Source organism: Mesorhizobium sp. P3_A9, assembly GCF_056402975.1.
On the sequence record NZ_JBFUGJ010000160.1, the window covers coordinates 1 to 13,366 of the forward strand.

Here is a 13,366-nt window from a genome sequence, read left to right on the forward strand (position 1 = left end):
GACTCGAACAGGAACACGCCACGGCGTGAATCGGCGACCTGCTCGCCGTCGAGGATGACCTGGACGCGCCGCAACGACGGCAGGCAGTCGACCCGGCGGAACGGATCGCGGGCGTGGACGAAGATCTCTTCGTCTTCCTCATACCAGTGCGTCATCTTGGGCCAATAGAAGGACATGTAGTCCGACAGGTCAGGCGATCCCTTGACCGGATCGACATAGCGCCAGGCCGCGTCCTCGACCAGCGTGATGCCTGTGTTCAGCGAATAATGGGTGGCGACGCCCTTGAACGGGCTCTCGGTCGTCGTCGTAGAGGGCAGCAGGAATTCCTCGCGCACGTCGCTGATCGGGAAGTAGTAGACCGGCAGATGGTCGCTCTCGTAGAGCACCAGCGCCTTTGTCGTGTCGGCGACGATCATCGATCCCACCTGCACGCGCAGCCGCTTCTGCATTGGCATGGTGAAGGCGACATAGCCGGGCTCGAACTCGTACTGCACGATATTGTCGAGCAAGGGGAAATGCGGCCCGCGGCCGCGCAAATGAGGCTTGCGAATGGTAGTCTCCCGTTTCCTGTCTTTTGTCATCGAGCGTTGGCGCACAGCGAGATGAACCTGGATTGAATTGTGGTGCCGGAGAGGGTTTCCGGGCGGCGGGTTTCCCTTGCGTCGAGCAGCTCGAGTGATGGCCCCCCATCGCTCTTCACAGCCCTGCTAGCGAATAGCCTCACCGCCCGAAAAGCGGAATTGTCCAATCCAGCCTCTATCCCAGCGACACACGATCGAGCAGCAGACCGGCGGCGATCGGCGGCAGGCCGCTGACATTCTTGCGCACCGGCACCAGCAGGTCCGGGAAATAGCTGAAAATGACAGGCGTCTCGTCGAGCAGCAGCTTCTGGATGTCGGAAGCGGCCGCGCGCTGCGCACCGATGTCGAGTGCCTTGAGGTAGGAGGTGACCATGCCGTCATAGGCAGGGCTTTTGAAATGCGCCGCGTTCCACGGGCCATCGCTGACCAGCGGGCTTTTCAGGAAGACATTGGGCACGCTGCGATGCGCGTAGTCGGTGATCCCCAGCGGGCTGTCCAGCCAGTCCGACTGGCCGAACACCGCCTTGCCGTAATATTTGTCCTGGTCCTCGATGTTGAGCGAGATGCGGGCACCGATCTCCTTGGCGAAATTCTGGAACAGCTGCGCGTAACCCGGAATGTCGGAATAGCGCAGCGTCGTCAGCGTGATGTCGAAGCCGTTGGCGAGGCCGGCCGCCTCGAGAAGCTGCTTGGCCTTGGCGATATCCTGGACACGCTGCGGCACCGACGTGTCGGTGGCGGGGAAGGCCGGCGCGAACGGGCTGTCATTGCCGGTCGCCGCCATGCCGCGGCACAGGCCGTCGACCAGCTTGGAACGGTCGATGCTGAGCGCCAGTGCCTGGCGCACGCGCTTGTCGGTGAACGGGCCGGTGTCGCAACGCATGTGGAGCTGGCGGTGCGCGGTCGAGGCGACACGCAGCACTGTGATGTCGGGGCTGTTGAGCACCACCTGGCTGACATCGAGCGGCACGGCGTCGAGGATGTCGACCTCACCCGCCTGCAGCGCCAGGATGCGTGGCTGCACGTCGCCGTAGAATTTGAATTCGAGCCGGTCGGGCAGCGCCTTCTCGCCCCAATAATCGGGGTTGCGTACGAAGGTCGCGCCGACCTTCGGCGTGTAGCTCTCCAGCCGGAACGGGCCGGTGCCTTCAAAGGTCTTTTCGTAGTCGCCCTTGTAGGTCGCTGGCAGGATGACGGCGTTGTAATTGTCGATCGACACCGAATAGGGAAAGCTGCCGTTCGGCGCATCGAGATGGAAGGCGACGGTGTGGTCGTCGACCTTCTGCGTGCCGCCCTTCGACAGCAGGCCCTTGAACACCGAAAGCGCGTTCGAGGCGCCGTTCGGGTCGGCGAGGCGATCGAAGGTCGCGACGACGTCGTCAGCCTTGAAGTCCTCGCCATTGTGGAATTTCACGCCCTTGCGCAGCTTGAAGGTCCACACGCTGCCATCCGCGTTCGGCGCCCAGCTTTCCGCCAGTACCGGCTTCAGAGTGAGGTCCGGCTGGGTGATGCAGAGAAATTCGGCGGTCTGGAAAACCAGCTGGTAGCTGCCGCTGTCGTAGTAGGTGACGGGATCGATGGCGCCGCCGGGCGTGGCGACGCCGGCGCGCACCGTGCCACCCGGCTTGCCTTCGGCGCGGGCCTTCTGCGTGCCGAGGCCGGCAGCCGTTACAAGGCTGCCCAGGAACGCCAGGGAAAGGCCGAGAACGCTGCCATGGCGCAGGAAATCGCGGCGGTGGAGCCGGCCGGCCAGCAAGTCGTCGACAGCGGAATTTTCGATTGCCGTCAGTTTTTTGCGAGCGGCATCGATCGTCATGAAATGCTTTGGCATTGGCTGCATTCCTCGCTTGCCCCTGGGGGATCGGCCATTTAGGTCATTGTTGACCGCGACCGGAAAGCGATATTTTTTGATAGGGGTCATCGAAATTTTCGATGCAAGGTGTGAGCATGGATACCGAAAACCTGCGCAGTTTCCTGGAGGTTGCCGAACATGGCAGCTTCACCGTCGCGGCCAGCCGGCTCAATCTCGCCCAATCCACCGTCAGTGCGCGGATCAGGGGGCTGGAGGAGCAATTGGGGCGCCGGCTTTTCGTACGCGACCGCGACGGTGTCACGCTGACGCCAGCTGGCCGGCAGTTCCTGCCGCACGCCTCTTCCATCACCCGCACCTGGGAGCAATCGCGGCAGGATATTGCCGTTCCCGATGGCTATGAAACACTGCTGCGGCTGACCGCTCCAGCCTATCTCTGGGACCTGATCACCTCGCCATGGGTCGAGTGGATGCGCGCAAAACGGCCAAATGTGGCGCTAAGGCTCGAAGGCAGTTTCCCGGATCTGGCGATCGACCAGCTCGCCGAAGGCCTGCTCGATATCTGCATTCTCTATCTGCCACGCCCGCATCCCGGCATCGTCTATGAGACGCTGGCCGTCGATCAGGTCGTGCTGGTCCAGCATGCGGCGCAGACGAAGCCGTGGACTGAAAACTACATTCTGATGGACTGGGGGCTCGAATTCCGCATCGAGCATGACCGCGCCTTTGCCGGCATGGTCAAGCCGGCGATTTCCGCAGGGCTGGTCTTCATCGGCCTGCAACATGTGCTGTCGCAGCAGGCGGCGGCCTATCTGCCGCTCAGCGCCGTCAGCGGCCATATCGAGCGAGGTGAGATGCGGCGCATCGACAATGCGCCAATGTTCCAGCGGCCGATCTATCTCGCCTATCCCTCCAACCCCGTCTCATCGGATGTGCTCGACGTCGCGCTGACCGGCTTGCGCTCGCTGGCCAAGGGCTGGACAAGCGATCAGGGTTTTTCGGAAGGCGACCGTTCCCTGGGGATGGCCGGCCTGAAGTGAACCGGCCAGCGATGCCTTGCTATGCCGCCTCGATCACGACCGGTTTCTGCAGCCTCGCCAACTCAGCATAGGGAATATGGCATCGGATGGAATGTCCGGGCTGCGCCTCGGCCAGCGGCGGCTCCTGCTGTTCGCAGATCGGGCCGATCTTGCGCGGGCAGCGTGTGTGGAAGACGCAGCCTGATGGCGGGTTGGTGGCGCTGGGGATCTCGCCGTCGAGGCGAATGCGCGCCGTCTCGGTCTGGTCGAGCTTTGGCACGGCCGACAGCAGCGCTTCGGTATAGGGATGATGCGGCCCGGAGAAGACWTCCTCSGATGGSCCGATYTCCATGATGCGGCCGAGATAGAGCACGGCGATCTKGTCGGAGAGGTAACGCACCACKSCAAGRTCRTGCGAGATGAAGATGTAGCTGACRTCYTCCTTSGACTGCAGGTCGGCGAGCAGGTTGAGGATCGCCGCCTGCACTGAGACGTCGAGCGCCGAGGTCGGCTCGTCGCAGACGACGATGCGCGGATCGCCGGCGAAGGCACGCGCAATGGCGACGCGCTGCTTCAGCCCGCCTGACAACTGGCGCGGCTTGACGGCCAGATGCCGGTCGGTGAGGCGCACCGAGCGGACGAGGTCGTCGAGGCGCGCCTCCTGCGCCTTGCCGGAGAGGCCGGCCAGCCGCTTCAAGGCGCGGCCGAGGATGTGGCGGATCGAATGCGAGCGGTTGAGCGCGGAGTCCGGGTTCTGGAAGACGATCTGCAGCGCCTTGACCTGATCGTCGCCACGGTTCTCCAGCCTCGGCGCCAGGGCCTTGCCCTCGAGCTCGATGGTGCCGCCGTCATCGGGCGGCACAAGGCCGAGCAGCAGCCGGGCGAAGGTGGTCTTGCCGCTGCCGGATTCGCCGACCAGTCCCAGAGTCTCGCCGGGCCTGAGATCAAGCGAGACATCCTTGACGGCGCGCAAGGGCTGGCCATGGCTGGCATAGGTCTTGTTCAACCCGGCGACACGCAGCACCGGTGCCGCTTCCGGCTTTGGTGCCGGCGCCACATCGCTGGGTGTGGCGCGCGGCAGGGCCTGCGCCTTGTCGTGATGGAAGCAGCGCGACAGGCGTTTTCCGCGCTCGTCGCTCAGATCATAGAGCGGCGGCAATTCGGTGCGGCAGCGATCGTCTGCCAAGGCACAGCGGTCGGCGAAGGCGCAGCCCTTGATGTCAGCGCCGATGCCCGGCAGGAAGCCCGGAATGGTGTCGAGCCGGCCCTGGTCCTTGCGCTGGCCGCCGCGTGGCAGGCAGCGCAGCAAGGCAACGGTGTAGGGATGGCGCGGATCGTTGAAGACGACGTCGGTCGGTCCTTCCTCCACCAGCATGCCGGCATAGAGCACGCCGACCCGGTCGCACATGTTGGAGACGACGGCGAGGTTGTGGCTGATGAACAGGATCGAGGCCGAGAGTTCTTGCCGCAGCTGCGCGATGAGGTCGAGCACCTCGGCTTCGACCGTTGCATCGAGCCCGGTGGTCGGCTCATCGAGGATCAGCATCGACGGGTCATTGGCCAGCGCCATGGCGATCGCCACGCGCTGCTGCATGCCGCCCGAGAGCTGGTGCGGGTAGCGCTGCATGACGCTTGGCGGGTCGGAGATGCGCACGCGGTTGAGCATGGCGATGGCGCGATCCTCAGCCGCCTTGCCCGTGACGCCGGCAAGCTCGAAGATCTCGGTCAGCTGGCGGCCGATGCGGATCGACGGGTTCAGCGCCTTGCCGGGATCCTGATAGACCATCGAGACGCTTTCGGCGCGGGCGCGCCGCAAGGCCTCGGCATCGAGCTTCATCACATCCTGGCCGTCAAGCGAGATGGCGCCCCCGGATATCGAGCCGTTCCTCGGCAGATAGCGCACGACGGTGAGCGCTACGGTGGATTTGCCGCAACCGGATTCGCCGACCAGCCCGTAGGCCTCGCCTTGCCGGATGTTGAGGCTGAGATTGCGCAGCACGGCGCGGTTGCGGCCGGCGACGCGATAGGCAACCGACAAATCGTGCAGTTCGAGGGCGTTCTCGGCCTTTGCCGGCTTAGTCGGGGCGGAGTTAGTCATTGAGCGCTCCATGGACGCCATCGGCCGCCAGGTTGACGCCGATCACCAGCGAGGCGATGGCGAGTGCGTCGAACAGCACCGTCCACCAGAAGCCGCCGCCGATCATGCCGTAATTGCTGGAGATCGACAGCCCCCAGTCGGGTGACGGCGGCTGGATGCCAAAACCCATGAAGGACAGCGTGGCGACCGCGAAGATGGCGTAGCCCAGCCGCACGGTGGTCTCGACCAGGATCGGCGGAATGACGTTGGGCAGGATCTCGACGAACATCGTATGCAGCGCACTCTCGTGCCGCAACTGGGCTGCCGCGACATAGTCGAGTTCGCGCTCGGCCAGCACCGCCGAGCGCACGGTGCGGGCAATGATCGGCGCAAAGCTCAGCCCAATGACGACGATGACGGTGGTCTTGGAGGTGCCGAGCGCGACGATGGCGAGCAACGCGACGATGACCACGGGAATGGCCATGAAGGCTTCAAGGATGCGGCTGACGACATCGTCGACGATGCCGCGGAAATAGCCGGTGAGCAGGCCAAGCGCCGTGCCGGCCACCGTCGCCAGCAGCGTTGCCAGCGGGGCGACGGTCAGGATRTCGCGCGAGCCGACGATGACRCGCGAGAASACGTCGCGGCCGATCTGGTCGGTGCCGAACCAGTGYTCGSSCGARGGYGGYGCCAGYGCGTTGATGATGTCGTCGGCSAGCGGGTCGTARGGCGCRAAATGTTCGCCGAACAGCGCGCAGGCGACCCAGAACAGCACGATGAAGAGGCCGACGAGGAAGGTTCGCGAGCGCAGCAGCGAGAAAAAGACTTCCGCCATGGGACTGCGCCGGCGCGTGTCGTCTTGTGGCGGAGAGGTGGTCTGGACGGCGCTCATTGGTCTGACCCCAGCCTGATGCGTGGATTGAGCACGGAATAGAGGAAATCGGCGATCAGTGTCGCCACCGCATAGACGATGCCGATGGTGAGAATGCCCGATTCCAGCATCGGAAAGTCCTTGCCGCGTGCGGCGGTGAAGATCAGCGAGCCGATGCCCTGGTAGCGAAACAGCGTCTCGATCACCACCAGGCCGCCGATGAGATAGCCGGTTTGGGTGGCAATGACGGTGATGGTCGGCAGCAGCGCATTGCGCAGCACATGGCGCCAGATCACGGTGCGCCAGGGCAGGCCCTTGAGCACGGCGGTTCGCGTATAGTCGGAATCGAGCGCTTCGATCATGCCGGAGCGCGCCATGCGCGCGATATAGCCGAACAGCACCAGGAACAGCGGCAGCGACGGCAGGATCAGATAGTAGAGCTGGGTGAAGAAGCCGGCGTCCCTGGGCCATGCCGCCGAGATCGGCAGCCAGCGCAGCCACACGCCGAAGATCAGGATCAGGATGATGCCGGTGACGAACTCCGGCAGCACCGTCACCGACAGGCCGCCAAGGCTGATGATGCGGTCGAGCGGGCGGTTGAGGTTCAGCGCGGCAATGACGCCGCCGAGGATGCCGATCGGCACCACCAGCACGAAGGCGACGGCAGCCAGCTTCATCGAATTGCCCAAGGCGTCGATGACAAACGGCGCCACCGGCGAGCGGAAGATATAGGACGTGCCCATGTCGCCGCGGACAAAATTCCAGATCCAAGTCGCATATTGGGTCAGCAGCGGGCGATCGACGCCGAGCGTATGATTGAGCGCGTCGACCGCGCGCTGGTCGGCGAACGGCCCCAGGATCGCACGCCCGACATTGCCGGGCAGCACCTGGCCGCCCAGAAACACCATGATGCTGAGCAGGAACAGCGTCACGAGCGACAGCGAAATACGCCGTGCAAAGAAGGAGAGAATGGCTAAGACTCCTTGTGGAGCCAGCCCCCATGCGGGAGCTGGCCGTTACAGGATTGGCTTTCCCTTTTCGCTCTAGGCCTTCGATGCCTTTTCGAGGAACAGCTGCGACATGGCGGTCGGCTGCACACCGGCCACGCCCTTCGCCGTCGCCGTCAGGTAGTCGTAGAAATAGCCGAAGATAACCGGCGTTTCCTCGAGCAGCAGCTTCTGGATCTTGCCGGCGTCAGCCTTCTGCGCCTCGAGATCGAGCGCGCCGATATAGCTGTTTGCCAGCGTGTCGTAGTCCTTGTTCTTGAAGTGCGCGGCGTTCCAGGTGCCGTCGCTCTTCAGGGGTGCTGCAAGGAACACGTTCGGCACGCCGCGGTGACCATAGTCGGTGATGCCCATCACCGAATCCAGCCAGTTCGATTTGCCGAACACCGCGTCTCCGTAATAGGCGCCCTGGTCGAGGATGTTGAGCTCGAGCTCGATGCCGATTTCCTTGACCCAGTTCTGGATAAGCTGGGCGTATTCGGGAATTTCCAGATAGCGCTCGGTGGTCAGCGTCACCTTGAAACCCTTGCCGGCGCCGGCCGCTTCCATCAACTGCTTGGCCTGCGCGATATCCTGCTTGCGCTGCGGCACGCTCGTATCGGTCGACGGATAGGCAGGCGCGAACGGGCTGTCGTTGCCAGGCGAAGCGCGGCCCTTCATCAGGCCGGCGACCAGCTTGTCGCGATCGAGGCTGAGGGCGATGGCGCGGCGCACGCGCGGGTCCTTGAACGGATCGGAATCGCAGCGCAGATGCAGTTGCTGGTGCGCGACCGACTTCAGGCTGATGATGTCGACGCCCGGATCACTGAGCAGGGCGACGCCCGCGAGCACCGGCATCTGGTTGATGATGTCGACCTGTCCGCCCTGCAGCGCCAGGATCATCGGCTGCATGTCGGCGAAGAAGGTGAACTCGGTGCGATCCGGCAGCGCCTTCTCGCCCCAATAGTTGTCGTTGCGCACGAAGGAGGCGCCGACCTTGGCCGTGTATTTTTCGATCTTGAACGGGCCGGTGCCGTCGAAGCTGTTCTCGTAGTCGCCCTTGTAGCTCGACGGGATGATGACGGCGTTGTAGTTGTCCGACGACACCATGTAGGGGAAGTTGCCGTTCGGCGCGTCGAGATGGAATTCCACCGTATAGTCGTCGACCTTCTTGGTGGCGCCCTTCTGCAGGATGCCGGTGAACACCGACAGCGCGTTGGACGAGTTTGCCGGGTCGGCAAGGCGGTCGATGCTGGCCACGACATCGTCGGCCTTCATTTCGCCGCCCGAGTGGAATTTCACGCCCTTGCGCAGCTTGAAGGTCCACACCGTGCCTTTATCGTTCGGCTTCCAGCTTTCGGCCAGAGCCGGCTTCAGCACGAGATCTGGGCCGTCGACGCAGAGGAATTCGGCAACCTGCTGCAGCACGACGAGGCCGCCGGCGTCCGCAATGGTGACCGGGTCGATCGCCGCTGCCGGCACGCTGCTGGCGACGCGGATGGTGGCGCCGGCGGCGCCCGCGGCGCGGGCGAGCGACGGCATGCCACCGAAGCCGGCAGCCGTGGTGATGCCGCCCAGAAGCGGCAGCGACAGGCCAAGCATGCTGCCGTGGCGAATGAAGTCGCGGCGGCTGACGCGGCCGTCGACGAGACCGTCGATCAGGTGATTTTCGAGTGGCGAGCGGCTGCGCCGGATCAGGTCGAGAATGCGATAGTTCTTGCTCATGGGTTTAACCCTTTCCCCTATTTCTTATGGTTGAAGATGCACTTCCGGTTGACGAAATTCCGTGGAGTTCTCCTTGTCCCCGGCCATCAACGACGTGAGTTCGACCGGGACTGTAGCATGCGGTTTTGTCTGGTCCATCCGATCCTTGCGGCGCAGGGGTCAGATTTTCTTGAGGCAATGCTTCCACCCGTCAGGTCCTGTCGTCACGATCCGATCGCGGCGCGGACTTCTTGTTGTTGAATAAGTCTCCTTTCCCTTCTCTGTCTCCTAATTCAGCGGCAAACGGCGATAGGTCCCGGGCTTCGCCGGGTCGTGATATTTGTTGCACGGGCCGTTCTCGACGAAATCGCGATGGCAGGCCGCGAGGTTTTTCCGCGACAGGGTGATGCCGAGACCGGGGCCTTCCGGGACACGCACGACATTGTTCGTAGGCGAAAACGGCCCTTCCTCGGTGATGTCCATAGGCTGCATGCGAAACAGCGACTGGTTCGGCTCCCGGATCCAGCCGAGCGCGGCGCACAGATGCAGATAGGCCGCGCTGCCGATGCCGCTGTCGCCGCTATAGCACCAGAAATCGACGCCGGCGTGCTCGCAGGCGCCAACGAAGCGCAGCATGCGGCCGATGCCGCCATGCGCCGTCGGATTGCCGACGAAGGCGTCCGGAACCTTAAGGTCCATCGCGCGCGCAATGTCGATATTGTGGGTCGAGAACGGGATCGAGCAATGCTGCCGCAACTGGCGCATCTCCTCGATGGTCGCCACCGGATCCTCCCAGTTGCGCACGCCGAGCTCTTCAAGCGGCCGCGCCAGCCGCCGCGCGGTGCTGAGCGAATAGGCCTGGTTGGAATCGATACGGATCATCGCCTCGTCGCCGAGCTTTTCGCGGATCAGCTCGACCATTCTCAGCGAGATTTTCGGATCTTCGGTCGAGAATTTGCCTTCGAAGAAGGTCGTGCCATGCGTCTCGTGCAGTTCGACGCAATAGTCGGCGACTTCTTCCGGCGTCGTCTCGCCCTTCACCTTGGGTCCGTCGCCGCGCAGCGAGAAATARTCGGTGAACGGGATGTCCTTGCGCACSGCGCCGCCRAGCAGCTGGTAGAGCGGCTGSTTCCAYGCCTTGCCGCGYAGRTCCCAMAGCGCCATCTCGAYGGCGCCGAAGGCCATGATGCGAGTGCGRTCGTTGATCGAYTGCACACCGGTCCAGTAGGGCAGGCAGACATGTTCGGCGCCGGCGATGTCGAAGGCGTCGCGGCCGACCAGGCGCTCAGCCAGAACATCATTGATGATCGCGGCCGCCGCCGGCGTCGGCGCCTCGCCGAGGCCGATCAGCCCATCCTCGGTCTCGACCTCGACAATGGTCTGCGAAAATCCGTCGAGCTCGCCGAAGACCCAGCCATAGGGCGCTTCGAGGCGAAGATTGATCGGCGTGGCCTTGATGCTTCGGATTTTCATGTCAGCCGCCAATCTCGAAGAACGGTGTGCCGAGCAGGTCGGGAACGACGTCGATGCCGAGGCCCGGCCCGTCCGGAATGCCCATGCGGCTGCCGGTGACCGGCGGCTTGTTCGAGGCAGTGCGCACCGTCACCCATTCATGGAAGGCAATCGCATGCAGCCGGCGCTCCTCCGGCGTCGACAGCGACAGATGCGCCATCGCTGCCGTGTCGATCTCGGCGCCGCCAGTGTCCTCGACCGTGATCATGAACCCGAGATCGACGGCGACGTCGCGGATCAGACGGGTCTTGGTGATCCCGCCCAGCCGCGAAATCTTCAGCGTCAACCCGTCGGCCGCACCCAGGCGATGGATTTCCAGCATTGCCTCGAGCGAGGTAACGGATTCGTCGAGCACCATCGGCTTGTCGAGCATCCGGCGCACCGACATGTTTTCGTCGATCGTCGTGCAGGGCTGCTCGAACGTGTAGTCGATGGCGCGCGTGGCGTCGGCAAACTGGCGCGCCTGATAGGGCGTCCAGCCGGCATTGGCGTCGCAGAATATCACGGTGCCTTTCGGCACTGAAGCGGCGACCGCGGTGACGCGCTCGATGTCGTCATGGACATTGCCGCCGACCTTGACCTGCAGCCGGTGRAAGCCSTSSKYGACGATGCGCTTGGCSAGYGCSGCCATGGCRTCGACGCTGCCATGGGTGACGACCTTGTAGAGCTCSGCCGTSTCGCTCTCSYKKCCGCCKAGCAGCGTCACCAGCGGCACRTCGGCKGCGCGCGCSGCSAGATCCCAGCAGGCCATGTCGAGCGCCGACTTGATGTAGGGGTGGCCCTTGAACACCGTGTCCATCAGCCGGCCGATGCTGGCCAGGCCACGCGGATCTTGGCCGATCAGGTGCGGCGCGATTTCCGGCACGCCGGCGCGGGTGCCGGCCGGGAAGGCGGGCGAGTAGAAATTGCCGAGCGGCGCCATTTCGCCCCAGCCGGTGAGGCCGCCGTCGGCGGTGATGGCGACGATCACCGCATCGAAGGCGTCGGCTTCGCGTCCCTTGGACATGCGGTAGGGCCCGTCCACGAAGGGCTGCACGACATGGTAGGCTTTGATGGTTTCGATCCGCACGTGTCTGTCCGTTGGCTGCAATGTCTGGGGAATTGATCAGGCGCCCCTTGATGGGCGTAGTTCGAGGCCGCGTGCGTAGGAAAGCAGTTGTTCGAAATCGAGGTGGATATGCTCGCGGGCATGGCGCTGGGCAGCGCGCATGTCGGTGCCCTTCATCAGCTGGACGTAAGTCTCATGGACGTCTTCGGCCGGCACCGGCTCGTTGCGCGCATGCTGGTGCAGCGCGAAATACATCTGGAGCCGGCTGGTCAGCCGCTGCCAGGTTTCCAGCAGCACCGAGTTATCGGCCCATTCGTAAATCAGGCCGTGCAGTTGCAGCGCCGTTTCGATCTGCCTTGTGGTGTCGAGGTTGCGGGTCGCCTGCTTCACCGCTTCATGGCGCCGGTCGAGCTCATCGATGAAGCGCTGGTCGCGCAGCGGCCAGGTGCACTCGATGGCGAATTCGTCCAGCACCTGGTTGAGCGAATAGGCATCGTCGATGTCCTTGGCCGTGACGTCGATGACGAAGGTGCCGGCATAGGGAATACTGGTCAGGATGCCTTCTTGCACCAACTCGCGCATCGCCTCGCGCAGGGGCGCGCGGCTGACCCGCATCTGTTCGGAAATCCTGAGCTCGTTGAGCTTCTGGCCCGGTTGCAGTTGGCCGGTCAGAATCGCGCGTCTGAGCAGCGCCACGATTTCGGCGCGGCGCGTCGTGTCGGCAATCGGGCTGAAATCCGTCTTCACCATCCGGGCCACTCCAGCGAGCACAGAAAGCAAGACAATCAGATTGTCGACAATCTAACAAGATGGCGTTTTCGGATTTTTTATCGTCGCCCGGCAAGCGATCCAGATGCGGGTTGGACGGCTCAAGCCGCGCGGCCGTAGAAGCCCACCCGTTCCTCGGTGCTGAACATCACGCCCGGCTTCTCATAATAGGAAAACACCGCAATCATGCGTTCGCGCTCGCCTTCGACCGTGGTGACACGGTGCGCGGTGTTCTTGCCGCGAAAGACATTGAGCGTACCCGGCTTCATGCGCAGGATTTTGGCGTCGGGATCACGCCCTTCGAGCAGCTTGGCGACGCCCTCATAATTCGGGTTGTTATCCGACCGGAGATCGGTGCGGTATTCGAGGTCGCCGCCGCGCTCCGCCTGCTGCAGCAGCAGCGTCGTGGTGAATTCCGAGCGATCGAAATGCCAGTTCAACGCCTCGCCGGCGCGATAGGCCATGACATTGGTGCGGGCCAGCGGATCCTGCATGACGTGCAGTTTTTCCTTGCCCATGGTCGCCGCCAAGAACCGCACCAGCGGTTCATATTCGTAGATCGCAAGCACGGTGCTGCCGGGAATCTGGTCGGCGCAGACTGTGTGGCTGATGGTTTCGACCTTGCGCAGCGCAGGATGTTCGGGTGCGAGTTCGGGGATATCGGGCTTGAAGTAGATGTTGTGCATGCGCTTGTGGACATGGGACTGCGTGTCCATCACCGGCTTGATTTCCCGCACCGCCTGTTCGGCGACGCCGGGCCGCAAAAAACCTTCGAGATTGAACATGCCGTCGGCCCTGAGGGCTTCGATCGACTGTTCGACGAGATGGTTCCATTCGGCGCTACCTTCGCGGTCGAGCGGATAACGGTCGAGATCGAGAATGTCTTTCATGTCGGGTGCTCCAAGGGTTGGACACAGAAGACGGCAAAAATTTCTTTCCCTCAACGCGGAAAATTATTACGACTGACCAAGAAAAACTTATGGAACTCTGTCA

Annotated in this window: 11 protein-coding genes; 1 reads left to right on the forward strand and 10 read right to left on the reverse strand. The window is 63.4% G+C overall.

Annotated features, from left to right (window positions below; genetic code table 11):
- A partial coding sequence (locus tag AC1DX0_RS20615; RefSeq protein ID WP_477356644.1) for a DUF427 domain-containing protein occupies positions 1 to 509 on the reverse strand: 509 nt, incomplete at its 3' end.
- A gap of 247 nt (positions 510 to 756) precedes the next feature.
- On the reverse strand, positions 757 to 2,412 hold the full coding sequence (locus tag AC1DX0_RS20620; protein ID WP_477219743.1) for an ABC transporter substrate-binding protein: 1,656 nt from the start codon (positions 2,410 to 2,412) through the stop codon (positions 757 to 759).
- 116 nt (positions 2,413 to 2,528) lie between these two features.
- Here AC1DX0_RS20620 and AC1DX0_RS20625 point away from each other — a divergent pair, with 116 nt between their 5' ends.
- Positions 2,529 to 3,431: a LysR family transcriptional regulator gene (locus AC1DX0_RS20625; protein ID WP_477219742.1), complete on the forward strand. Its 903-nt coding sequence runs from the start codon at positions 2,529 to 2,531 to the stop codon at positions 3,429 to 3,431.
- A 19-nt stretch (positions 3,432 to 3,450) separates the two neighbouring features.
- On the opposite strand, the gene AC1DX0_RS20630 is transcribed toward AC1DX0_RS20625, so the two are convergent.
- From AC1DX0_RS20630 to AC1DX0_RS20665, 8 genes are all read right to left on the reverse strand, one after another.
- A complete protein-coding gene (locus AC1DX0_RS20630) occupies positions 3,451 to 5,508 on the reverse strand; it encodes a dipeptide ABC transporter ATP-binding protein (protein WP_477356646.1) in 2,058 nt (685 codons plus the stop codon).
- The gene (locus tag AC1DX0_RS20635) at positions 5,501 to 6,379 is read right to left on the reverse strand and encodes an ABC transporter permease (protein WP_477356648.1); all 879 of its coding nucleotides are present in this window, start codon (positions 6,377 to 6,379) and stop codon (positions 5,501 to 5,503) included. The genes AC1DX0_RS20630 and AC1DX0_RS20635 overlap by 8 nt, the downstream gene beginning before the upstream one ends.
- Positions 6,376 to 7,329, reverse strand: a complete 954-nt coding sequence (locus tag AC1DX0_RS20640; protein WP_477219799.1) for an ABC transporter permease — start codon at positions 7,327 to 7,329, stop codon at positions 6,376 to 6,378. The genes AC1DX0_RS20635 and AC1DX0_RS20640 overlap by 4 nt, the downstream gene beginning before the upstream one ends.
- A gap of 72 nt (positions 7,330 to 7,401) precedes the next feature.
- Positions 7,402 to 9,066 (reverse strand): ABC transporter substrate-binding protein, encoded by a 1,665-nt coding sequence (locus AC1DX0_RS20645; RefSeq protein WP_477219740.1) that lies wholly within the window; start codon positions 9,064 to 9,066, stop codon positions 7,402 to 7,404.
- 267 nt (positions 9,067 to 9,333) lie between these two features.
- Positions 9,334 to 10,518, reverse strand: a complete 1,185-nt coding sequence (locus tag AC1DX0_RS20650; protein ID WP_477356650.1) for a mandelate racemase/muconate lactonizing enzyme family protein — start codon at positions 10,516 to 10,518, stop codon at positions 9,334 to 9,336.
- 1 nt (position 10,519) lies between these two features.
- Complete coding sequence (locus AC1DX0_RS20655) at positions 10,520 to 11,626, reverse strand: mandelate racemase/muconate lactonizing enzyme family protein (RefSeq protein WP_477356651.1); 1,107 nt, start codon at positions 11,624 to 11,626, stop codon at positions 10,520 to 10,522.
- Between the two features lie 36 nt (positions 11,627 to 11,662).
- On the reverse strand, positions 11,663 to 12,355 hold the full coding sequence (locus AC1DX0_RS20660) for a GntR family transcriptional regulator (protein ID WP_477219737.1): 693 nt from the start codon (positions 12,353 to 12,355) through the stop codon (positions 11,663 to 11,665).
- Positions 12,356 to 12,474: 119 nt separating this feature from the next.
- Positions 12,475 to 13,263: a HalD/BesD family halogenase gene (locus tag AC1DX0_RS20665; protein WP_477219736.1), complete on the reverse strand. Its 789-nt coding sequence runs from the start codon at positions 13,261 to 13,263 to the stop codon at positions 12,475 to 12,477.
- Positions 13,264 to 13,366 lie beyond the last annotated feature (103 nt).